Source organism: Streptomyces flavidovirens DSM 40150 (assembly GCF_000429085.1).
Classification (GTDB): Bacteria; Actinomycetota; Actinomycetes; order Streptomycetales; family Streptomycetaceae; genus Streptomyces; species Streptomyces flavidovirens.
The window spans coordinates 1-21899 of the sequence record NZ_AUBE01000020.1; the positions used below are offsets into that span (position 1 = coordinate 1).

The following is a 21899-nucleotide window of genomic DNA, read 5'->3' on the forward strand; positions in this document are numbered from 1 at the left end:
CGCATGCCTAGCCTCGAAGTTTCGTGACGGTCCGCCGGCGGAGTCGGTGGACCGTTTTCGTGCTGTGAACTGAGGCTGTGCAGGCTGAGATCCCGAGTGTCGTCTCGGGCGGACGCCGGGTTCCACTGCTCCGGGGTGGAGGGTTCTTTCGCAGGGACGGGTGAATCTGCTGATCAGCCGAGGTTCGGGAGGAGTGCGAGTCAGCCGAGAGCTGCGGTAATGTGGCTGGTCCAGGGCCAGTGCCGGGCCAGGCGGAGGATCCGGCGGCGGCCGGTGGTCACGAGCTGTCCAGCCGTGCTGAGCAGACGAAGCCGCAGGCGGCGGGGCTCCCAGAGTATGGCTTCGCCGGCCAGCGCGAGCATGGGCATCCAGGCCAGCAGGTCGAGACCGATCTGCACGATCTCCAGCCAAACCCGGTTTTGTGCCATGCGCTTGAGGGGCAGGTTGCGCAGACCGGTGGCCCGGGCGGCCCGGATGCGGTCCTCGGCCCTGGCCCGCAGCCGGTGACGGAGCTCGAGCTCGGCGATCGGCCGGCCGGGCGTGTTGGTGGCGAAGCAGGTGAGCCTCATGCCGTCCGCGTCCGTGAGCCTCAACTGGGCCCCAGCCTTCTTGTAGGTGCGAGAGGTCCTCGTGCAGGGAGTAGGCCATGGCCCAGTCGCTCGTCTGGTAAGAGTCGGCCGGCAGGACTCCTTCACGGAGTCCCACAGCCGCTTTGCGATGGGGTGCCAGGGGCGATCGCGGCCGGTATCTCCGTGGGTCGGCGACGCCGCGAGTCACGGACTGGACACCGTTACCCTTGCGCTCTCGGGGTGGGCGAGGTCGGTCTCGCGGTTGGGTACAGGGCAATGCCTCAGCCACCCCTCTGACGCGCAAACGGGCTTGATTTGGGCCTCGTTGTCAGTGGTGCGCGCTAGCCTCACGGCATGGCACAAGGGCGGATGGCTGTTCCCGCAGGGGTGAAGCGTGCAGTGCTGGTTGAGGCAGGGCATCGATGTGCGATCCCTACCTGTCGGGCCAGTACAACGGAGTTCGCGCACATCAAGCCGTGGAGAGTGGTGCGCGAGCACAGGTTCGAGAATCTCATCGCGCTATGCCCCACCTGTCACACACGCTTTGACAAGGGAGAGATCGACCAGAAGGCGATGGCCCAGTACAAGGCCAACCTTGGGATCATCAACGGCCGCTACGGAGAGATCGAGCAGCGAGTGCTCACCCTGTTTGCTGAGAACCCAGACATCAACTCCGTTCCGATGCCGGCTGCCTCCGACGTCATGATGATGCACTTGGTGAAGGACGGTCTGTTCACGCGAGGCTTGAGATCCAACCTCGGAATCCTTATTCCCAACGGCGCAAACGCCGTGATCGACTTCGCGGGCGGAACGCAGGAGTTCTACAGCATCACAGAGAAGGGCCGCGACGTTGTGGCCAGACTCGTCGAGGCACGCTCACTGAGCTGACATCAGAGCGAACCACTTACGAGTTGGTGCGTGATAGCGGGTGGGCATGCTCTGCTGGTGAAGGGCACGGTGGATCGTTCGGTTCTGGCACATCCGTTGTTCACGGGGATCTCGTGGGCTCATTTGTCTTCTCTGACAGTGGAGTTGGCGGGGTCGTGGGTGGCAGAGGTCGAGGGCCGTCGGCACCAAACGCGGGGCGGTGCGAGGAAGCGGGCGCCGGGGGCTGGGGCTCGTCATCGGCTGGTGTTCGTGGACCGGGTGGTGGCCACGCTGATCCACTTGCGCCATGACCTTCCGCACGCGGTGCTGGCCTTGATGTACGGAGTGGACCGCTCCACGGTCACCCGGGCGGTGGGTGAGGTACGTGGTCTCCTGGCCGGGCGGGGGTTCGCTGTCCCGGACCGGCCTGGTGTGCGCCTGCGCACTTTGGAGGATGTGTTCGCGTACGCCCAGGCCGAAGGTGTTGAGCTGCTTCTGGATGCCACCGAGGTTCAGGTCCGCCGCCCGGCGGCAGGCCGCGGCGGCCGGCGGGCGTTCGTCTCGGGCAAGAAGAAACAGAACACGATGAAGGCGACGGTCATCGCCGACGACCAGGGCCGCACTCTGTGGACGGATGCACTGCGGCCGGGCCGGATGCACGACGCGACTGCCGCCCGCACTGCCGGAATCGGCAGATGCTTCGACCACTTCGACCAGGTCCGCGTCCTCCTCGACGACGGCTACCTCGGACTGAGCAAAGATCACCGGGGCCAAGCCCTGACCCAGCCCCGCAAGCTACGGCCAGGCGCAACCCTGCCCTTCCTCGAACACAACGAACGCCGACGACACGAGCACTCCTCGCAGCGGATCACCGTCGAACACGCCCTCGCCGACCACAAACGCTGGAAACAACTCCAGCGCTGGACCCACCGCCGCGACCGCCTCCCCGACACCTACCAAGCCATCGCCACCCTGGTATCCGACCGCACCGCCACCGCCTGACGCAGGACATGAGCAGGGCAAACACGTCTCACCCGCTATCACGCACCAACTCGTTAGGGCTCGCAGAGAATCAACGTGTTGCTTCCCATGGGCGAGCTCGTTCACGTGGTATGCGCATACCTGACGAGACTCGAGATCAACTCGCCATCAAGTTCGGGGTGTTGTTCCCGCATCTGGACGAGCGGCAGCGGCGGCTGGTGATGGGGGCCGAGGCTCGGATCCTTGGCCACGGCGGTATCCGGGCGGTCGCGCGGTCGGCCCAGGTCAGCGAGACGACGGTCCGGAAGGGGGTGGACGAGTTGGAGGCCGGCGAGGCCCCCTTGGGACGGGTACGTAGGCCCGGTGGTGGTCGGAAAAGGGCCGTGGACCTTGATCCGGGTCTGCGGCCCGCGCTGCTGGGACTGGTGGAACCTGACGAGCGGGGCGATCCGACCTCGCCATTGCGCTGGACGGTGAAGTCGACCAGGAATCTCGCGGCCGAGCTCACCCATCGAGGGCACAGGGTGAGCGCGGACACGGTTGGAGACCTGCTGCGTGAGGAGGGCTTCAGCCTGCAGGCCGGCGCCAAGATGCTCGAGGGCAAGCAGCATCCGGACCGTGACGCCCGCACTTGGGGTGCACATCCCAGCCGAAGGGGACGATCTCGGTATCGCGCAGGGGGACATCGGGCTCTGGCTCACCCTTGTTCTTGCCGGACTGGAAGCGGCAGATGTCGGCGTTCTGATCGCGCTCGCCGAGGGTCTGCCACAGAGCCTTGCGCTGCGCAGAGGTCAGGCTGATGCCGCGCGAACCGAGGTGCTTGCCCAGGTCGTTGAGAAAGTCCTCGCGGTTGAGGTACTGGCCCCCGTTGAAGGACTTCAAGGCGCCGATGAGGCCGTCGAGGGTGCCGAGGATCTTGTGCTCAGCGACGAGGGCGACACGCTCGGGTGTGGTCTCGAAGTTCCGCCGCAGTGGGCGCTCGACGGTGATCTGCCAGAAGGCGAAGTCGAGATTGTCGAAGATCTTGGAGGTGTCCGAGGACTCCATGTCCGCGTACTGCTGCAACACGCGCTCACGGGCGGCCTCGTCGATCTCGACTCGCTTGGAGCCCAGGGACGGCATCTTGGCACCCAGGGCGGTGGCGTCGATGAGCTGCACTTTGCCTTTGCGCTCAGGGCGCTTCTTGTTGTCGAAGATCCACAGGTAAGTGGGAATGCCGGTGTTGTAGAACATGTCGTTCGGCAGCGCGACGATGGCTTCGATCAAGTCGTTCTCCAGCAGCCATCCCCGGATGTTGCTGGAGCCGCTCCCGGCGCCGCCGGAGAACAGCGGGGAGCCGTTTAGGACGATGCCGGCGCGGGCTCCGCCGTCCTGGCTGTCAGCGGGGTTCATCTTGGCGATCGCGTGTTGGACGAACAGCAGGGCGCCGTCGGAGGTCGGGGGCAGGCCAGCCCCGAAGCGACCGGTGAAGCCCCTCTTGTGTTCCTTCTCCACGTCCTCGGCGATGTTCTTCCAGTCCACGCCGTAGGGCGGGTTGGAAAGGATGTAGTTGAACCTGTCGTCCGGGAACAGGTCCTTGGTCAGGGTGTTGCCCAGCGCAATGTTCTGGGGGTTCTGGCCCTTGGCGAGCATGTCGGAGCGGCACATGGCGTAGGACTCGGGGCGCAGCTCCTGCCCGTACAGGAGGAGCTCGGCGTCCGGGTTCATGCGGTGCAGGTGCTCCTCTGCCACGCTGAGCATGCCGCCGGTACCGACGGTGGGGTCGTAGATGCTGCGGATGGCATCGCCGGACAGCGCGTTGTCGTCCTCGGCGAACAGCAGGTCCACCAGCAGGTTGATCGCGTCGCGGGGGGTGTAGTGGTCACCGGACTCGGCGTTGGACGACTCGAAGTCCATGAAGATGAGGTGCTCGAACAGCTCGCCCATCTTGGAGTTCGGCACGGCCTCGGGAGACAGGTCCAGGTCGCGGAACTGGCGGACGATCGTAGCGAGGATGCCCCCCTTCCTCATGCGTTCGATGTGCTGGGGAAGATGGAAGTTCGCGAAGACGTCGATGTCGTTGCTGAACCCGCGTACGTACTCCAGCAGGTTGTCGGCCATGTCATCGCCGGAGTCGTACACAGAGGCCAAGGTGTGCTTCGTCGTGTTGTAGAACTTCACACCGCCGGTGGCCGACTTGATCGCCTTGACGCGCAGCACCTCGCTCGGCTCCCGAGCGATGATCGCGGCAACCTCATCTCGGTGGGGTGCCATGACGCACTCCAGGCGACGGAGGATCGTCATCGGCAGGATGATGTCACCCGCCTTGTTGCGGGCATAGACACCGCGCAGAGTGTCGGCAACGGCCCAGACGTCCTTCTTTAGGTCGACCACTTGCGTTGTTGTCCTTCCTGACACGGATGCAGCGGAGCACCTGATGAGAGGCTGACCAGTGACCACGCTGGTCCACACACGGAAATGTAGATGGTGCCACTGACAGGCCCGAAGCCATTCAACAAGTAGCGCCTGCCTTAGGTGAAAAGTCCACTCCACACCCGACCAGCCACGAACGGGAGATACTTGAACATAAAGGGGCAACAGGGGCGCGCACGCCTGACCCGTACGCCCCCGCGGCAATGACCCTGGCCGCACCCCAAGCAGCCCCCGCCGCCGCGCCCCCCAATAGCCAGGCAGCGAAGAGTCCGTCTCCGCCAGGCCATGAATGCCGGTGGCACGAGAGTCCTCCCGCGCCGAGGCGAGGGAATCCATGGCGAGAATCGCCTTGTCGCAGGAGCTACGAGAGTACGAGCGGCCCTCGCACAGTCGGAGCGGGAGCGACAGCGAGCCCGACAGGTGCGCTCGCCTGGGGCCGGAGTAGATCACCACCGCCGGCAGTGAGGCGCAGAACCTGCTGGACGTGCCGCACGGAAGCAGCGAAGCCGCTTGGCGTCACGAAGCTCCCAACAACCTGCACATCTACGTAGGCGGCAGATCTCCTGACCAGCCACACAGGACACCTGACGACCCATCAGAACGAGCGTCAAATGAGCGCCACGAGCGTCATTTCAGCGTCAAGATATCGCCCGTAACGCCCACAACGCACATAATGCGCACGCACAAAACCGCAGGTCAGGAGCCCTTCGCGGCCGGTTCAAGGATGGCGACGCACTCCACGTGGTGGGTCATCGGGAACAAGTCGAAGGCGCGCAGCGTGCGCGGCTTGTAGCCCGCGTCGCGGAAGTACGCCAGGTCGCGGGCCAGGGCTGCCGGGTCGCAGGCGACGTATGCGATGCGGCGGGCGCCCAGGGAGGCCAGGTGCTTCACCGTCTGCTTGCCCGCGCCCGCGCGCGGCGGGTCCAGGACGATCAGGTCGGTCTCGGTGATGCCGGTGCGCGGGAGCACCTGCTCCACCTTGCCCTGCTCGATGCGTACGTACTCCATGTCCTGGAGGTTGTGCCTGGCGTCCTCGACGGCGCGCTTCGAGGTCTCGATGCCGAGCACCGCGCCCTTGTCGCCGATGCGCTCGGCGATCGCGCCCGCGAACAGGCCCACGCCGCAGTACAGGTCGAGCGCCGACTCGCCCTTCCTCGGCATCAGGCCCTGCATGACGGCCTTGATGAGGATGTCGGGCCCCTGCGGGTGGACCTGCCAGAAGCCGCCCATGCCAACGCGGTACGTGCGCCCGTCCGCCCGCTCGCGCACGAAGGCGCGGCCGTGCACCCGGTGTACTCCGCCGTCCTTCTCCTCCACGCGGAGGACCGAGACCGGCTTGTCGAGTTCGACGAGGGGCAGGCGGCCGCCCGGTCGGGGGGTGAGAACCACCTGGCGGTCGTTCGAGCCGGTGGCCGCGATCGCCTCGACCGACGCCATCTGGGGCCAGTCCTGCTTCTCGATGCCGAGCTCGCTGACGCCCGGTGCGGCGATCATGCAATGGTCGATGGGCTGTACATCGTGCGAGCGGTGCTTGCGCAATCCCGCCCGGCCGTCGGGGTCGACGGCGTACTGCACGCGCGTGCGCCAGGCAGGGACCTCACCCTGCGGGAGCTTGTCGCCCGGTGCCGGCATGACGGTGCCGTCCCAGCCGGCCTCCTCCGGCGTGAGGCCCGCGAGGCGCATGAGCTGCTCGGCGATGACCTCGCCCTTGAGCCTGCGCTGCGCGCCCGGCTTTGCGTGCTGCCAGTCGCAGCCGCCGCACTTGCCGGGGCCGGCGAACGGGCACGGTGCCTCGATGCGGTCCTTCGACGCCTCTATGACCTCGACCGCGTCGGCGCGCAGGTACCGGGAGGACTCCCCGCCGTCCGTCACGCGGGCGCGGACCTTCTCGCCGGGCAGCGCGTGCCGTACGAACAGGACGCGGCCCTCGTCGGTGCGGGCGATGCAGTGGCCGCCGTGGGCGACCGGGCCGACCTCGACCTCGTACTCGGTCCCTACGAGCCCTACGAGGGAATCGGCCGATGCGGCCGGTTCAGCCGACTTGACCGACTCCGCCGATTCCTTCGCGTCCTTGGAATGTGACTGCATTGCGGGGTGACTCCAGGGATCAAAGGGGTACGGCCGGACTTCAGCCCACCAGTCTACGTGGGAGTCGTCCGGCCGTTCACCACGTCATTGCGTCAGCGTCGCCCCTGCCGTCAGCGCTTGCCGTTCGGCTCCTTCGGGCGGACCCGGTCCACCGGTCCGCGCCGCACCGCACCCGGCGCGTTCCACTCCTGGCGCTTCTTCGCCCGCTCCTTCGCCAGCTCCGAGGACTGGAGCTGGTACGGCACCGAGGTCACCATCACACCCGGCGTGAACAGCAGCCTGCCCTTGAGCCGCAGCGCGCTCTGGTTATGGAGGAAGTGCTCGTACCAGTGGCCCACCACGTACTCCGGGATGTAGATGCTGATCGCGTCCCGCGGGCTCTCCCGCCGCAGCCCCTTCACGTAATCGATGATGGGCCGCGTGATCTCGCGGTACGGCGAGTCGATGATCTTCAGCGGCACGTTGATGCCGCGCCGCTCCCACTCGTCCTTGAGCGCCTTGGTCTCGGCCGGGTCGACGCTGACGCTGAGCGCCTCAAGGCGGTCGGAGCGCGTCAGCTTGGCGAAGGCCAGGGCCCGCAGCGTCGGCTTGTGGACCTTGGAGACCAGGACGATGGAGTGGACGCGCGACGGGCGGACGCTGTCGTCGGACGGGCCCTCGTCGGCGGCGATCTCCTCGGAGACGCGGTCGTAGTGCTTACGGATCGCACTCATCGTCCCGTAGAAGATCACCATGCCGAGCAGCGCGACCCACGCGCCGTGCGTGAACTTGGTGGCCAGTACGACGACCAGCACAAGGCCCGTGAAGAAGGCGCCGAAGGTGTTGATCGCCCGCGAGCGGATCATACGGCGGCGCGCGGCCGGGTCCCGTTCCGTCCGCAGGTGGCGGTTCCAGTGCCGCACCATGCCGATCTGGCTGAGCGTGAAGGAGACGAAGACGCCGACGATGTAGAGCTGGATGAGCCGGGTCGAGTCGGCGTCGTAGATCCACACGAGCAGGATGGCCGCGCCCGCGAGCAGCACGATGCCGTTGGAGAACGCGAGGCGGTCGCCGCGGGTGTGCAGTTGGCGCGGCAGGTAGCGGTCCTGCGCGAGGATCGAGCCGAGCAGCGGGAAGCCGTTGTACGCCGTGTTGGCGGCCAGGAAGAGAACGAGCGCGGTGGCCGCCGCCAGCAGGACGAAGAAGAACGTACCGTCACCGAAGACGGCCGCCGCGACCTGCGAGATCACCGGGTCCTGGACGTACTCGGAGCCGACGGCGACGCCGTTGTGGAGCAGGTCCTTCGCCGGGTTCTCGGCCATCTTCACGTCGGTGGCCATGGCCAGGCCGATGATGCCGCAGAACATCGTGACGGCCAGGCCGCCCATCAGGGCCAGTGTCGTGGCGGCGTTCTTGCTCTTGGGCTTGCGAAAGGCGGGCACGCCGTTGCTGATCGCCTCGACGCCGGTGAGCGCCGCACAGCCGGAGGAGAACGCCCGCAGCAGCAGGAAGACCAGGGCGAAGCCGGCCAGGCCCTGGTGTTCGGGCTTGATCTCGAAGTCTGAGGTCGGGGCGTGCATGGTGTCGCCCATGACGATGCCGCGGTAGGCGCCCCAGGCGATCATGATGAAGACGCCCGCCACGAAGACGTACGTGGGGATCGCGAAGAGCTTCCCCGACTCCCTCACCCCGCGCAGGTTCATGAGCGTCAGCAGCACGATGATGCCGATCGCGCACATCACCTTGTTCTCGACGACGAAGTGGATCGCCGAACCGAGGTTCTCCACTCCCGACGAGATCGACACGGCCACGGTGAGGACGTAGTCGACGAGCAGGGCACTGGCGACGGTCAGTCCCGCCTTGGGGCCGAGGTTCGTGTTGGCGACCTCGTAGTCGCCACCGCCGCTCGGGTAGGCGTGCACGTTCTGGCGGTACGAGGCCACCACCGTGAACATCAGCACCACGACGGCGACCGCGATCCACGGACTGAAGTGGTACGCCGACACACCCGCGATGGAGAGCACCAGGAGCACTTCTCCTGGTGCGTACGCCACGGAGGAGAGCGGGTCGGAGGCGAAGACGGGAAGTGCGATGCGCTTGGGGAGAAGGGTCTCTCCCAGCCTGTCGCTGCGCAGCGCCCGGCCGATCAGGATCCGTTTGGGCACGTCGGTCAGTTTGGACACGCAGAGGATCGTAAGCGTTCGAAAAGGACACCGCCCACCCACCCACCCCTCTGAGCGGTGGAAACTTCCATATCTGCCACACTCTCCCCGTCTTCGCCATGATCAGGGAGCGTCTGAACGGGATGGCTCTCGCACATCGGCCTCACCGCCGTCCGTCACCGCCGTCCGTCAGGACGTGGTCCGGACGGCCGGGCACGCCGTGCGCCTCGCGGTCGAACGCGTCGACGACAGCTCGCTCGCGCCGCGCGAAACCGTCCTCGACCCCAAGCTGGTGGTACGGGGCACGAGCGGCCCCGCCAGGGCGTGACGCTACGGTGGACGAAGACAGGGGCGAGGCTGTACCGGGCACTGTTGCCCGCGCCACCCCCGGTGAGCCGAGAAGGAAGATGTGAGCAGGGTGTTTGTGCAGGTCAGTGGGGCGACCAGGAGTGCGGGGTAACGGACGATGCACGTCGTCATCATGGGCTGCGGGCGAGTGGGAGCCGCGCTCGCGCAGAACCTGGAGCAACAGGGGCACACCGTCGCGGTGATCGACCAGGACCCCACGGCCTTCCGCCGCCTGGGGTCCGGCTTCGGTGGCCGCAGGGTCACCGGGGTCGGTTTCGACCAGGACACCCTCCGCGAGGCGGGGATCGAGGACGCCGGCGCGTTCGCCGCGGTGAGCAGCGGCGACAACTCCAACATCATCGCGGCCCGGGTGGCCCGCGAGATGTTCGCGATCGAGAACGTCGCGGCCCGTATCTACGACCCGCGGCGCGCCGAGGTGTACCAGCGCCTGGGCATCCCCACCGTCGCCACGGTCCGCTGGACCGCCGACCAGATGATGCGCAGGCTGCTGCCGTCCGGGGCCGAACCGCTGTGGCGCGACCCGAGCGGCGGTGTGCAGCTCGCCGAGGTGCACACCTCCCCCGCCTGGATCGGGCACAAGATCAGCCGGCTCCAGGAGGAGACGGGCGTACGGGTCGCCTTCCTCACCCGGCTGGGCGAGGCCGTCCTGCCGACCTCCCAGACGGTGCTGCAGGAGGGTGACCTCGTCCACGTGATGATGCGTACGGAGGACATCGCGAAGGTCGAGGCGGCCTGCTCGCACGGCCCCGAGGAAGGCGGTCAGGGATGAGGGTCGCTATTGCCGGAGCCGGCGCGGTGGGACGTTCCATCGCGGGCGAGCTGCTGGAGAACGGTCACGAGATCCTGCTCATCGACAAGGCGCCGACCGCCATCTCGGTGGAGCGTGTGCCGCTCGCCGAGTGGCTGCTGGCCGACGCCTGCGAGATCACCTCGCTCGACGAGGCGGCGCTCCAGCGCTGCAACGTGGTGATCGCGGCGACGGGTGACGACAAGGTCAACCTGGTCGTGTCCCTGCTCGCGAAGACCGAGTACGGCGTGCCGCGGGTCGTGGCCCGCGTCAACAACCCCAAGAACGAGTGGCTGTTCACCGAGGCCTGGGGTGTCGATGTCGCGGTCTCCACACCGCGTCTGATGTCGGCGCTGGTCGAGGAGGCGGTGAGTGTCGGCGATCTCGTACGGCTGCTCCGCTTCAGCCACGGCGACGCCAACCTCGTCGAGCTGACGCTGCCGCCCGAGTCGGCGCTGGCCGGCACGCAGGTCGGGGACGTGGACTGGCCCGAGGACACCTCGCTGGTCACCATCATCCGCGGTACGCGCGTGCTCACGCCGAGCCAGGAGGAGACCCTGGAGGCGGGCGACGAGCTGCTGTTCGTGGCCGCTCAGGCGCGCGAGGAGCAACTGGAGGACCTGCTGTCGGTCCGCAAGACGGACGCGGCGAGCTGAGTCGGTACGTACGTACGTGTGTGGGGCCCGGAACCAAGACGGTTCCGGGCCCCACACACGTACGTACCGGAAATCAGGCCTCGCGCCGCGCCGCCGCGGCAGCCGCCTTGCGCTCCTTCTCGGCCTTCTCCTGCGCCTCCATCTCCGCGAACACGTCGATGGGCGGCGGGGCCTTCGCCAGGAAGACCCACGTCAGGTAGACCGCGAGCAGGAACGGCGGGATCTTCAGCGCGACCAGGACCCAGCCGAGCTGGGTGGTGTCGGCCCACCAGTACAGCGGGAAGAGGATCGCGCACTTGGCGAGCAGGATCAGGCCCCAGGCCCAGCTCGCCTTGGCGTACGCCTTCTTGCGTCCCGGGTTCCGCGTCCGCCAGGAGAGGTTCTCCTTGAAGATCGGGCCGAGGATGAGGCCGATCAGCGGAACGCCCGCGAGCGTGGTCAGGATGTACGCGAGGGCGAGCCCCAGGGTGTAGATCATGCCCGGCAGGTAGAAGTCCTTCGCGTTGCCGGTCATCATCGCGAAGACGACACCGAAGGCGACTCCGAAGACGCCGCTGAAGGCGTGCTTGACGGTGTCCCGGCGGATCAGCCGTACGGCGACGAGCAGCAAGGACACCGCGAGAGCGGCGATGGCCGAGATGTGCAGGTCCTTGTTGATCGTGAAGATGGTGACGAACAGCAGACCGGGAAGCACGGTCTCCACCATGCCGCGCAGGCCGCCGAAGGCCTCGAACAGGGCCGCCTCGGTGACGGCCTTGGCTGCCTGGTCACCTTGGGCACCCTGGGCGCCTTGGGCGTCTGCGCCTTCGGTCTGTTCGCTGTCGTGGTCCGTCGCGGTCGGCTTGTCGAGAGACGTCACCGGCTACTCCTGTCCGAGCGGTCGGAGCTCGTATTTGGGATTGAAAAGCACCCGGCGGCCGTGGCTCATGGAGATCCGGCCCGAGGCGATGAGCCTGCGGCCCGGTTCTATGCCCACGATGGAACGGCGGCCCAGCCACACGACGTCCAGGGGCGCGGTGCCGTCGAACAGCTCCGCCTCCAGGGCGGGCACACCGGCCCGCGGACGCAGGGTGACCGTGCGCAAGGTACCAGTCACCCTCACCACCTGGCGGTCGTCGCAGTCGCAGATGCGTGAGCAACCCGCGGCCTCAGCGTCTTCCTGCAGCTCCGCGGAGTGCAGGTCCTGCTGCGAGGTGGACAGCCGGTCAAGCATCCGGCGGAACCGGCCGGCAGGCTTCTCCGAACGTGGTACGGCACTCATACACGAAGCCTACCGGGGAGCGGGCCGCCCCGGATCACCCCGGATTCCGGTCGTCGCTGCCGCTGCCGCTGCGGCTGCGGCTGCGGCTGCGGCTGCGGCTGCGGCTACGGCTACGGCTACGGCTACGGCTACCGCTCGAAGCGGTACCCCATGCCGGGTTCGGTGACGAAGTGCCTGGGGTGCGAGGGATCCGCCTCCAGCTTGCGGCGCAGCTGAGCCATGTAGACGCGCAGGTAGTTGGTCTCGGTGCCGTACGAAGGGCCCCAGACCTCCTGGAGCAGCTGCTTCTGGCTGACCAGCCGGCCCGTGTTCCGTACGAGCACCTCCAGGAGGTGCCATTCGGTGGGGGTCAGCCGTACGTCCCTGCCGTCACGGTTCACCTTCTTGGCGGCCAGGTCGACGGTGAAGTCGCCCGCGTCGACTATCACGTCGTCCTCAGCCCCGCCCGTCGGCTCGGCCCTGCGGACCGCGGCGCGGAGCCTGGCCAGCAGCTCGTCCATGCCGAAGGGCTTGGTGACGTAGTCGTCGGCCCCGGCGTCCAGCGCCTCGACCTTCTCGTCGGAGGTCTGGCGGGCGGAGAGCACCAGGATCGGTACGCGGGTCCAGCCGCGCAGGCCCTTGATCACCTCCACACCGTCCATGTCGGGCAGGCCGAGGTCAAGGACGACCACGTCGGGGTGGCGGGCGGCGGCGAGCTGGAGCGCGGTCGCCCCGTCGGGGGCCGCGTCCACTTCGTACTTGCGCGCCTTCAGGTTGATCACGAGGGCGCGTACGATCTGCGGCTCGTCGTCGACCACGAGCACCCGGGTCATGGAGTGCCTGCCTTTCTGCTGGATGTACGTGGGGAGGTCCGTGTGGAGGTACGTGTGGAGGTACGTGTCGATGCACGGGCGGGGAGACCGGGTCGTACCGGCGTGTGCCCTGCGACCGCCTTGAGGGTGAGGACCATCGTCATGCCGCCGCCGGGCGTGTCCTCGGCGGTGAGCGTGCCGCCCATGGCTTCGGCGAAGCCGCGGGCGACCGCGAGCCCGAGGCCCACTCCGGCGCCGCGCGGGGCGTCGCCGTAGCGCTGGAACGGCTCGAATATCCGGTCCTTCTCGTCGTCGGGGACACCGGGGCCGCGGTCCGCGACGCGCAGTTCGACGCGGTCGCCGAGCGCGCTGGCGGCGACGGAGACGGGGACGCCGACGGGGCTGTACTTCACGGCGTTCTCGACGATGTTGGCGACGGCGCGTTCGAGGAGGCCGCGGTCGACGGCCACCATCGGCAGGCTCTCCGGGATGTCGAGGCCGACGCTCTCGGCGGGTACGCCCACAAGCGCCATCGGGACGACCTCGTCCAGGTCGGTCTCGCGGATGAGCGGAGTGACGGTTCCGGTCTGGAGCCTGGACATGTCGAGGAGGTTGCCGACCAGGTGGTCGAGGCGGTCGGCGCCGTCCTCGATGCCCGCGAGCAGTTCGGCCTCGTCGGCCTCCGACCAGGACACGTCGTCGGAGCGCAGGGACGAAACGGCGGCCTTGATGGCGGCGAGCGGCGTACGCAGGTCATGGCTGACGGCGGCGAGCAGGGCGGTGCGGATGCGGTTGCCCTCGGCGAGTTTGCGCGCCCCCTCGGCCTCGCCCACCAGGCGCTGCCTGTCGAGTACGACGGCTGCCTGGGCGGCGAAGGCGCCGAGCACCCGGCGGTCCTCGGCGGGCAGGACGCGGCCGGAGAGCGCGAGCGCCATGTGGTCGCCGACGGGCATGTCCACGTCGGCGTCCTCGGGGCGCGTGACCGGGTCGGGGCCGACGCTGCCCGCGCAGGTCCAGGGGTCGACGTCGCTCGCCCGTTCGAGCAGGGCGACCGACCGCATGGCGAAGGTCTCGCGGACCCGCTCCAGCAGGGCGTCCAGGGTCGTCTCGCCGCGCAGGACACTGCCCGCGAGGAACGAGAGGATCTCGGACTCGGCGCGCAGCCGGGCGGCCTGGTGGGTGCGGCGGGCCGCCAGGTCGACCACGGAGGCGACCGAGACGGCCACCGCGAAGAAGATCACGATCGCGACGATGTTCTTCGGGTCGCTGACCGTGAGGGTGTGGGTGGGCGGCGTGAAGTAGTAGTTCAGCAGGAGCGATCCCACGGCGGCCGATGCGAGCGCGGGCAGCAGCCCGCCGAGCAGGGCCGCGAGCACGGTGAGGAACAGGAACAGCAGGACGTTGTTGGCGAGCCCCGGACCGTGCTCCATGCTCGTGAGCAGCAGCGCGAGCAGGGCGGGAGCCACGACACCGACCAGCCATCCGGAGACGATCCGGGCCCGGCCGAGGCGGGCGCCGCGGGCGACGGGCAGGCCCCGGCCCTTGGCGACGTGGTCGTGGGTGACGATGTGGACGTCCAGGTCGGGCCCGGAGTCGCGGGCCACGGTGGCGCCGACTCCGGGCCCGAGGACGTACTGCCAGGCCTTGCGGCGGCTGGAGCCGAGCACGATCTGCGTGGCGTTGACGCCGCGCGCGAATTCGAGCAGGGCGTGCGGTACGTCGTCGCCTATGACGTGGTGAAACGTTCCGCCGAGGTCCTCGACGAGCGTGCGCTGTACGGCGAGTTCCCTGGGCGAGGCCGAGGTCAGGCCGTCGCTGCGGGCGATGTAGACGGCGAGGATCTCGCTGCCGGACCCCTTGGCGGCCATGCGGGAGGCGCGGCGGATGAGCGTACGGCCCTCGGGTCCGCCGGTGAGGCCGACGACGATGCGTTCGCGCGCCTGCCAGGTGGAGCGGATGTTGTGCTCGCCGCGGTACTGCTGGAGGTACTCGTCGACGCGGTCGGCGACCCACAGGAGCGCCAGCTCGCGCAGCGCGGTGAGGTTGCCGGGGCGGAAGTAGTGGGACAGAGCCGCGTCGAGTCTGTCCGGCTTGTATATGTTGCCGTGGGCCATGCGGCGGCGCAGGGCCTGGGGCGACATGTCGACGAGCTCGATCTGGTCGGCCCGCCGTACGACCTCGTCGGGCACGGTCTCCCGCTGCCGTACGCCGGTTATCGACTCGACGACATCGCCCAGGGACTCCAGGTGCTGGATATTGACCGTGGAGATGACGTCGATGCCGGCCTGGAGCAGCTCTTCGACATCCTGGCAGCGCTTGGCGTTGCGTGAGCCCGGAACGTTGGTGTGGGCGAGTTCGTCGACGAGGGCGACGGCGGGGCGGCGCCGGAGGACCGCGTCGACGTCCATCTCGGTGAAGACCGCGCCGCGGTACTCGATCTCGCGGCGCCCCACCTGCTCCAGTCCGTGCAGCATCACTTCGGTGCGGGGACGGTCGTGGTGCTCGACGAAGGCGACGACGCAGTCGGTGCCGCGCTCGACCCGCCGGTGGGCCTCGGCGAGCATGGCGTACGTCTTGCCGACACCGGGCGCCGCACCCAGGTAGATCCGAAGTTTGCCACGTCCCATGGCCCCATTGTCATCGCTGTCTCCAGGCAAAACGGACGCGGGGGGCGACTTCAGGTGCGTATTGACGAAGCCCTGATGCTCAGACGTGTTCGACGAGGTGGCCGTCGCCGAGTTCCAGGACCCGGTCGGCGAGGTCCAGGAGCTGGGCGTCGTGCGTGGCGACGAGCGCGGTCACGCCTTCGCTCCGTACGACCGCGCGCAGCAGCTCCATCACCGCGAGGCCGGTCTGTGCGTCGAGCTGGCCGGTGGGCTCGTCCGCGATCAGCAGCGCCGGCTTGTTGGCGAGTGCGCGGGCGATGGCGACGCGCTGCTGCTGGCCGCCGGAGAGCTCGCCGGGGCGCTGCGCGGCCTGGCCGGCGAGGCCGACGAGGGCGAGCAGCAGCTCGACGCGCTCCTCACGCACCTTCGGGTCGGTCCTGCGCAGCCGCATCGGTACGCCGACGTTCTCGGCGGCGGTGAGGATCGGGATCAGGCCGAAGGACTGGAAGATGAAGCCGATGCGGTCGCGGCGCAGTTCCAGGAGGCCGTTCTCGCCGAGGCCCGCCAGTTCGGTGCCGTCCACGGCGATGCGGCCGCGGTCGGCGGTGTCGAGGCCGCCGACCAGGTTGAGCAGGGTCGTCTTGCCGGAGCCCGACCGGCCCTTGAGCGCGACGAGCTGACCGCGCGGCACGGTGAAGGAGACGCCGCGCAGCGCGTGGACGGCCGCCGCTCCCGTGCCGTAGGAGTGGTGCAGATCCGTCACCTCGACCATGGGTCGCCCGGCCGATTCGCCAACGACCGCGGCGCCTGCGGCGCCCCTGGTGTTCTCGTTCACGCGTGCTCCCCCGTACGGTCGTTCGGCCGGGCGTCAGTATGGTCACCGCGCGCCCGGCCCCGCAACGGTCAGCCCGTGACCACGAGCTCCTTGAGCGCGATGTCGAGTGCGAGGACGTTCACCGCCGACAGGACGAGGGTCCAGCAGCGACCGGCCGTCCGTTGACGCCTCCCTTACGGCGACGGCCGCCGTCTTGACGAGTTTCGTACGGGCCCGCCCACTGGCCCCTGACCAGCAAAAAGCCGGTGGGCCGTACTCCCGCTCGGGGAGTACGGCCCACCGGCCACGTCAGTTTCGGGTCAGCGCGTCAGCGCACTTCGGTGATCTCCGGGCCACGCTGGAGCTGTCCCATCCCGCCGGAGAAGCGCGAGCCTTCCTGCTCCTCCTGCTGGACGCCCTCGGGCACCATCTGCGCGTCGTCCGGCAGCTTGAGGACGATCGGGTCACGCGGCGCCATCGGCCCCTCGCCCCGTACGACCACGGTGTCCTTGAAGACGTGCTCCAGCACACCCGCGGCCTCCGGCTGCACCGCGCCCTGACCGGAGATCACTCCGCGCAGGAACCAGCGCGGCCCGTCGACGCCGACGAAGCGCACCATCTGCACGCCACCCGTGCCGTCCGGGAGCTGTACGGGCACCTGGGCCCGCAGCTCCCAGCCGAGCGGGCCCTCGATCTCGTCGATGACGCCGCCCTGCTGGGTGATGCCCGACGCGATCTCCTCGCGGACCTCGCCCCAGATGCCTTCCTTCTTGGGCGCCGCGAAGGCCTGGAGCTGGACGGCGCTGTCGCGCAGTACGACCGTCGCCGCGACGATCGCGTCGCCCGCGACCTCGACGCGCAGTTCCATGCCCTCGACTCCGGGCACGAACAGTCCGCCCAGGTCGACCCGGCCCTCACCGGGCTCCCTGACCTCGGACACGTCCCACGGACCGTCCGGTCGGGGTGCCGGCGGCAGGTTCACCCTGCGCGGCGACCCGTCGCCGTCCGCGGCCTCGTCAGGCTCGACGTCGTCGACGACCTGCTCGGCCTCGCCCGCCACCACATCCGCGGCGGTTTCGCTCTTCTTGCGACGTCCGAACACGTCACTGTCCTTCCCGGTCGGATACGACCGATGCGTATCGATTCCCACCCGCCCGGCCGTCCACGGCGGCATGACCGCCGGTGGAACCGAAGCCCCCCTCGGCCCGCGCCGAGCCGGGAAGCTCCGCGACCTCGTGGAAGCGCACCTTCTCGACCTGCTGGACGACCAGTTGGGCAATCCGGTCGAAGCGCTCGAACCGCACGCTTTCGCGCGGGTCGAGATTGACCACGATCACCTTGATTTCCCCACGGTACCCGGCATCCACCGTCCCCGGGGCATTCACGAGGGCGACTCCACAGCGGGCGGCGAGACCGGATCGCGGGTGCACGAAGGCCGCGTACCCGTCGGGCAGCGCGACAGACACCCCGGTGGGCAGCACCGCACGCTCGCCCGGCGCCAGTTCGGCGGCCTGCGTGGTCACCAGGTCGGCTCCCGCGTCGCCCGGATGCCCGTACGAAGGCAGCGGTACGTCGGGGTCGACCCGGCGGATCAGCACGTCTACAGGGTCACGGCTCACGGGTTCACCTCGAAGGCGCGGGTGCGCCTGACCTGATCGGGGTCGGCCATCGCCGCCCGGATCTCCTCCGGGCGTCCGTTCTCGATGAAGTGGTCGACCTTGACTTCGATGAAGAGGGCGTCGGCGCGGACGGCGACGGGCCCGTCGGGGCCCCCGATCCGTCCGGTCGCCGTGGAGTAGATCTTCCGGCCGTGCACCGCGGTCACCTCGGCGTCGAAGTGCAGCACGGTGTCCACCGGCACGGGACGTACGAAATCGGTCTCCAGCCGGCCGGTCACCGCGATCACCCGCAGCAGCCAGTTCAGCGAGCCGAGCGTCTCGTCCAGCGCCGTCGCCAGTACGCCGCCGTGCGCGAGGCCGGGGGCACCCTGGTGGGCGGGCCTGACCGTGAACTCGGCCGAGACGCGCACGCCTTCACCCGCGCGGGCCTGGAGGTGCAGCCCGTGGGGCTGGCCGTCACCGCAGCCGAAGCAGTGGTCGTAGTGCGCGCCGAGCAGCTCTCCGGGCGGCGGTGCGTCGGGGTGCCTGACCGGGGCTATGGCGTCGGCCGGGGGCTTCAGGGCCGCAGACCCGGGGGCCGTCTCCCGGAAGTTCTCAGTACTCACAGGCGCAGACCTTACCCGCGCGGTTACGCGCAGGTCGCACCGTGCCAAGCTTGGTTTCATGCAGCCTTCCGCCCCGCAGTACGCAGAAAGTCTCACCGCACCCCGCTCCTGGTGGATCATCGCCGGGCTCATCGGCATCGCGGGCGGGCTGATGCTGCTGCCCCTGGGTCTCCTGCCGATGCTGGGCGGTCTGGTCGCGGCCGGAGCGCTCGCCGCGGCGGGCGTGAGTGCATACGGCTCGCAGCGGATCCGGGTGGTCGGGGACGCGCTGATCGCCGGTGACGCCCGTATCCCGGTGTCCGCGCTGGGCGAGACCGAGGTGCTGGACGCGGAGCAGGCCCGCGCCTGGCGGACGTACAAGGCCGATACGCGCGCCCACATGCTGCTGCGCAGCTACATTCCGGGAGCGCTGCGGGTGGAAGTCACCGACCCGGCCGACCCGACGCCGTACCTCTACCTCTCGACGCGCGATCCCGAGGGCCTGGCCGCGGCTCTCGCGGCCGTACGGGCGGCCTAGCCGCCCAGCTCCTTGCCACCCGACCCCGGCCCGGTCGGGGGCTGTGCCGGCTTTTCGGGCTCGTCGAGGGGCGGCAGCTCGGGCAGCGCGTCCCAGGGGATCTGGGTGCTGCGCAGGTCCTTGCGGACCCGCTCGGCGAGCTTTCTGGTGTCGCGGCGGTTCATCACGGCGCCGACGGCGGCGCCGACCATGAACGGCATGAGGTTCGGCAGATTACGGACCATGCGTTTCATGATCTGCTGCCGGAGCTGGCGCTTGAGCTGCGTGCCGAGCGCCGTGTTGTACGTGGCCGGTTTGGTCACGTCGATCCCCCGCTCCTGGGTCCAGGAGGTGAGGTAGGCGGTGCTGCGCTGGGTCAGCCCGCCGGGCGGCCGCATGCCGTAGACCTCGTGCAGCTCCGCGATGAGCTTCAGCTCGATCGCGGCGACGCCGGTGATCTCGGCGGCCAGCTCGGCCGGCATCGCGGGGGGTACGGGCAGCATGGCCGCCGCGCCGATGCCCGCCCCCACGGTGGAGGTGCCGTTGGCCGCACCCGCCACCAGCTTGTCCGCGATCTGCTCCGGGCCGAGGCCCGGGAACTGCTTGCGCAGGGTCGGCAGGTCACGCACGGGAACGCGCGGCGCCAGCTCGATGACCCGGTCGGCGAGATAGCCGATACCGGCCTTCGCGCCCTGGCCACCCTTCCGTACGCCCTGCCTGACAGCCGCCAGGCGCCGGGCCCGCGCAGTGGGCCCTTCCGCCGTTTCGAGCGAGGCCGGCAGGCCTCGCTCGTCGTCACGTGCGCCGACGGCCGCGCTCACGCCTTGCGGCGCCTCCGGGGAATCCTTGCGCCGGAAGCGCTTCTTCCTGGACGGTGTCGCGCCTGCCATGGCCGGCCTGCCTAGTCGCAGTCGCGGCAGATCGGCTGACCGTTCTTCTCCCTGGCCAGCTGGCTGCGGTGGTGCACCAGGAAGCAGCTCATGCAGGTGAACTCGTCGGCCTGCTTGGGCAGGACGCGAACGGCGAGCTCTTCGTTGGACAGGTCGGCGCCGGGCAGTTCAAGCCCTTCCGCCGCCTCGAATTCGTCCACGTCAACGGCCGATGCCGTCTTGTCGCTACGACGTGCCTTGAGCTCTTCAAGACTGTCGGAATCGACGTCGTCATCGGTCTTGCGTGGGGTGTCGTAATCCGTTGCCACTGTCGCTCTCCCCCTCTGGGTAGTTGCGGTGTCTCAGCGCACGTAACGCGTGAGAGGCCGGACTTGTGCCCGACCTGAGGCGGAGATTTTGCCTCACATCAAGGTCTGTTACTCAATCGACACCCAACCGAGCCCCTCAGGGTTGATCGGTTTGGATGGCGATCGGGACCGTACACGGTCCGAATGTCGCACTTCACGAGCGCCACCTCGTGTACTTCCCGTTATCTCACCCCTAGGAAACCCGGACTTTTCCCGGTTTTCCGGGGAAGTCCGTGATCACGCAGAGTGGGTGGCCGGAAATTCGAGCCTGTGATCGATCACACACAGGCCGACCCCTGCCGGGTCCAGAAAATTCCGCTTAAAGCGAACAGCCGCGTGGCTGCGTGAAACGTCTCAGACCGGGAGAGTGACATGCATCACGAGGCCGCCGCCCTCGCGGGGCTCCGCGATGATACGGCCTCCGTGGGCCCTCGCGACGCTGCGCGCGATCGAGAGCCCGAGACCGACGCCCTTGTCGCTGCCGGTGCGCTCGGTACGCAGGCGCCGGAACGGCTCGAAGAGGTTGTCGATCTCGTACGCGGGAACCACTGGACCCGTGTTCGAGACCACCAGGAGTGCCTGGCCGTGCTGAACCTCGGTGGTGACCTCGACCCAGCCGTCCTCGGGGACGTTGTAGCGCACGGCGTTCTGCACCAGGTTAAGGGCGATCCGCTCCAGCAGAACGCCATTGCCCTGCACGACGGCGGGCGCCCGCTCACCGCGGATCTCCACACCCTTCGCCGCCGCCTCACCGTGCGCCTGGTCGATGGCGCGCGAGGCGACCTCGGCCAGGTCCACCGGCTTGCGCTCGACGATCTGGTTCTCGCTGCTGGCGAGCAGCAGCAGGCCCTCCACCAGTTGCTCGCTGCGCTCGTTGGTGGCCAGCAGGGTCTTGCCGAGCTGCTGGAGCTCGGGGGGCGCGCCGGGGTCCGACAGGTGGACCTCCAGCAGCGTCCGGTTGATCGCGAGCGGCGTGCGCAGTTCGTGCGACGCGTTACCCACGAACCTCTGCTGGGCGGTGAAGGCCCGCTCCAGACGGTCGAGCATCTCGTCGAAGGTGTCCGCGAGCTCCTTCAGCTCGTCGTCGGGCCCGTCCAGCTCGATCCGCCGGGTCAGGTCCGTGCCGGCCACCCGGCGGGCCGTGCGCGTGATCCTGCCGAGCGGCGACAGGACGCGCCCGGCCATCGCGTAACCGAAGGCGAAAGCGATGACACTGAGCCCGAGCAGGGCGAGCAGGGAGCGGCTGAGCAGCTCGTCGAGCGCCTGCTGCCGCTGGTGGTTGACGCAGGCGTTCATCGCCGCGTTGAACTGCTCGGGCGAGGGGTTGCTGGGCAGGTCCCGCAGGTCGCACACGGTGCTCTCGACCCGGCCGCTCACGATCTTGAAGGGCAGGTCGCTGCCGACCGCGAGGGCCTGGGCCGCGAGCAGGTAGATGATCGAGAGCAGCAGAATGCCCGCGATCAGGAACATCCCGCCGTACAGCAGGGTGAGCCGTATCCGGATGGTCGGGCGCAGCCACGGGAACGAGGGTTCCTGCTCCCTCGGGTCCCAGGTCGGTTTCGGCGGCGCGCCGGGGGGCGCCGGGGTGGAAGCCATCGCG

The 21899-nt window shown here is 68.8% G+C and carries 20 protein-coding genes and 2 pseudogenes; 7 read left to right on the top strand and 15 right to left on the bottom strand.

The window, feature by feature from the left end; all coding sequences use genetic code 11:
* Positions 1-200: 200 nt before the first annotated feature.
* A pseudogene (locus G412_RS35600) lies at positions 201-605 on the bottom strand (transposase); the annotation flags it as partial.
* A gap of 318 nt (positions 606-923) precedes the next feature.
* Here G412_RS35600 and G412_RS0122915 point away from each other — a divergent pair.
* The 3 genes and pseudogenes from G412_RS0122915 to G412_RS38390 all read left to right on the top strand — a co-directional run.
* Positions 924-1457, top strand: coding sequence for an HNH endonuclease signature motif containing protein (locus G412_RS0122915; protein WP_078607263.1), 534 nt, complete (start codon positions 924-926; stop codon positions 1455-1457).
* A gap of 57 nt (positions 1458-1514) precedes the next feature.
* Positions 1515-2438, top strand: coding sequence for a transposase family protein (locus tag G412_RS0122920; RefSeq protein ID WP_208857921.1), 924 nt, complete (start codon positions 1515-1517; stop codon positions 2436-2438).
* 110 nt (positions 2439-2548) lie between these two features.
* Positions 2549-3046 (top strand): annotated as a pseudogene (locus tag G412_RS38390) (ISAzo13-like element transposase-related protein); the annotation flags it as partial.
* Here the strand turns inward: G412_RS38390 and G412_RS35605 are convergent.
* The 3 genes from G412_RS35605 to G412_RS0122940 form a co-directional block, all read right to left on the bottom strand.
* On the bottom strand, positions 2985-4790 hold the full coding sequence (locus G412_RS35605; RefSeq protein ID WP_244283194.1) for a type I restriction-modification system subunit M: 1806 nt from the start codon (positions 4788-4790) through the stop codon (positions 2985-2987). The pseudogene G412_RS38390 and the gene G412_RS35605 sit on opposite strands and share 62 nt — an antisense overlap.
* A gap of 735 nt (positions 4791-5525) precedes the next feature.
* On the bottom strand, positions 5526-6917 hold the full coding sequence (locus G412_RS35610) for a class I SAM-dependent RNA methyltransferase (protein WP_051338551.1): 1392 nt from the start codon (positions 6915-6917) through the stop codon (positions 5526-5528).
* Positions 6918-7027: 110 nt separating this feature from the next.
* The gene (locus tag G412_RS0122940) at positions 7028-9079 is read right to left on the bottom strand and encodes an APC family permease (protein ID WP_028814134.1); all 2052 of its coding nucleotides are present in this window, start codon (positions 9077-9079) and stop codon (positions 7028-7030) included.
* Between the two features lie 175 nt (positions 9080-9254).
* Here G412_RS0122940 and G412_RS39780 point away from each other — a divergent pair, with 175 nt between their 5' ends.
* The 3 genes from G412_RS39780 (at position 9255) to G412_RS0122955 (ending at position 10870) form a co-directional block, all read left to right on the top strand.
* The gene (locus G412_RS39780) at positions 9255-9386 is read left to right on the top strand and encodes a hypothetical protein (RefSeq protein WP_425274502.1); all 132 of its coding nucleotides are present in this window, start codon (positions 9255-9257) and stop codon (positions 9384-9386) included.
* Between the two features lie 138 nt (positions 9387-9524).
* Positions 9525-10196, top strand: a complete 672-nt coding sequence (locus tag G412_RS0122950; protein ID WP_028814135.1) for a potassium channel family protein — start codon at positions 9525-9527, stop codon at positions 10194-10196.
* Positions 10193-10870 carry a potassium channel family protein gene (locus tag G412_RS0122955; RefSeq protein WP_028814136.1) on the top strand — a complete coding sequence of 226 codons (678 nt, stop codon included), beginning with the start codon at positions 10193-10195 and terminating at the stop codon, positions 10868-10870. The genes G412_RS0122950 and G412_RS0122955 overlap by 4 nt, the downstream gene beginning before the upstream one ends.
* Before the next feature lie 73 nt (positions 10871-10943).
* On the opposite strand, the gene G412_RS0122960 is transcribed toward G412_RS0122955, so the two are convergent.
* The 8 genes from G412_RS0122960 to G412_RS0122995 form a co-directional block, all read right to left on the bottom strand.
* Entirely contained in the window at positions 10944-11729 is a 786-nt protein-coding gene (locus G412_RS0122960) for a DUF3159 domain-containing protein (protein WP_028814137.1), read from the bottom strand.
* A gap of 3 nt (positions 11730-11732) precedes the next feature.
* The gene (locus G412_RS0122965; RefSeq protein WP_078607267.1) at positions 11733-12131 is read right to left on the bottom strand and encodes an OB-fold nucleic acid binding domain-containing protein; all 399 of its coding nucleotides are present in this window, start codon (positions 12129-12131) and stop codon (positions 11733-11735) included.
* A gap of 128 nt (positions 12132-12259) precedes the next feature.
* Entirely contained in the window at positions 12260-12943 is a 684-nt protein-coding gene (locus G412_RS0122970) for a response regulator (RefSeq protein WP_028814139.1), read from the bottom strand.
* Positions 12940-15549 (bottom strand): DUF4118 domain-containing protein, encoded by a 2610-nt coding sequence (locus G412_RS35615; RefSeq protein WP_078607269.1) that lies wholly within the window; start codon positions 15547-15549, stop codon positions 12940-12942. Before G412_RS35615 ends, G412_RS0122970 begins: the two co-directional genes overlap by 4 nt.
* A 79-nt stretch (positions 15550-15628) precedes the next feature.
* On the bottom strand, positions 15629-16363 hold the full coding sequence (locus G412_RS0122980; RefSeq protein WP_028814140.1) for an ABC transporter ATP-binding protein: 735 nt from the start codon (positions 16361-16363) through the stop codon (positions 15629-15631).
* A gap of 307 nt (positions 16364-16670) precedes the next feature.
* On the bottom strand, positions 16671-17444 hold the full coding sequence (locus tag G412_RS0122985) for a DUF3710 domain-containing protein (RefSeq protein WP_028814141.1): 774 nt from the start codon (positions 17442-17444) through the stop codon (positions 16671-16673).
* 1 nt (position 17445) lies between these two features.
* Positions 17446-17961: a dUTP diphosphatase gene (gene dut / locus G412_RS0122990; RefSeq protein ID WP_028814142.1), complete on the bottom strand. Its 516-nt coding sequence runs from the start codon at positions 17959-17961 to the stop codon at positions 17446-17448.
* Positions 17958-18500, bottom strand: coding sequence for a PaaI family thioesterase (locus G412_RS0122995; protein ID WP_051338561.1), 543 nt, complete (start codon positions 18498-18500; stop codon positions 17958-17960). Before G412_RS0122995 ends, dut begins: the two co-directional genes overlap by 4 nt.
* Positions 18501-18624: 124 nt before the next feature.
* Here G412_RS0122995 and G412_RS0123000 point away from each other — a divergent pair, with 124 nt between their 5' ends.
* On the top strand, positions 18625-19083 hold the full coding sequence (locus tag G412_RS0123000; RefSeq protein WP_028814144.1) for a DUF3093 domain-containing protein: 459 nt from the start codon (positions 18625-18627) through the stop codon (positions 19081-19083).
* Here the strand turns inward: G412_RS0123000 and G412_RS35620 are convergent.
* The 3 genes from G412_RS35620 to G412_RS0123015 all read right to left on the bottom strand — a co-directional run bounded on the left by G412_RS35620 (position 19080) and on the right by G412_RS0123015 (position 21895).
* A complete protein-coding gene (locus G412_RS35620) occupies positions 19080-19952 on the bottom strand; it encodes a hypothetical protein (RefSeq protein WP_037649621.1) in 873 nt (290 codons plus the stop codon). The two genes, G412_RS0123000 and G412_RS35620, sit on opposite strands and share 4 nt — an antisense overlap.
* Before the next feature lie 11 nt (positions 19953-19963).
* Entirely contained in the window at positions 19964-20260 is a 297-nt protein-coding gene (locus tag G412_RS0123010) for a DUF4193 domain-containing protein (protein ID WP_028814145.1), read from the bottom strand.
* 393 nt (positions 20261-20653) lie between these two features.
* Positions 20654-21895, bottom strand: a complete 1242-nt coding sequence (locus G412_RS0123015; RefSeq protein ID WP_028814146.1) for a sensor histidine kinase — start codon at positions 21893-21895, stop codon at positions 20654-20656.
* Positions 21896-21899: the final 4 nt, after the last annotated feature.

Excerpts from the sequence above, each read along its gene's own strand:
- G412_RS0122915 (WP_078607263.1), top strand. The coding sequence starts at position 924 with ATGGCACAAGGGCGGATGGCTGTTCCCGCAGGGGTGAAGCGTGCAGTG.
- G412_RS35610 (WP_051338551.1), bottom strand. The coding sequence starts at position 6,917 with ATGCAGTCACATTCCAAGGACGCGAAGGAATCGGCGGAGTCGGTCAAG.
- G412_RS0122950 (WP_028814135.1), top strand. The coding sequence starts at position 9,525 with ATGCACGTCGTCATCATGGGCTGCGGGCGAGTGGGAGCCGCGCTCGCG.
- G412_RS0122955 (WP_028814136.1), top strand. The coding sequence starts at position 10,193 with ATGAGGGTCGCTATTGCCGGAGCCGGCGCGGTGGGACGTTCCATCGCG.
- G412_RS0122965 (WP_078607267.1), bottom strand. The coding sequence starts at position 12,131 with ATGAGTGCCGTACCACGTTCGGAGAAGCCTGCCGGCCGGTTCCGCCGG.
- G412_RS0122970 (WP_028814139.1), bottom strand. The coding sequence starts at position 12,943 with ATGACCCGGGTGCTCGTGGTCGACGACGAGCCGCAGATCGTACGCGCC.
- G412_RS35615 (WP_078607269.1), bottom strand. The coding sequence starts at position 15,549 with ATGGGACGTGGCAAACTTCGGATCTACCTGGGTGCGGCGCCCGGTGTC.
- G412_RS0123000 (WP_028814144.1), top strand. The coding sequence starts at position 18,625 with ATGCAGCCTTCCGCCCCGCAGTACGCAGAAAGTCTCACCGCACCCCGC.
- G412_RS35620 (WP_037649621.1), bottom strand. The coding sequence starts at position 19,952 with ATGGCAGGCGCGACACCGTCCAGGAAGAAGCGCTTCCGGCGCAAGGAT.
- G412_RS0123015 (WP_028814146.1), bottom strand. The coding sequence starts at position 21,895 with ATGGCTTCCACCCCGGCGCCCCCCGGCGCGCCGCCGAAACCGACCTGG.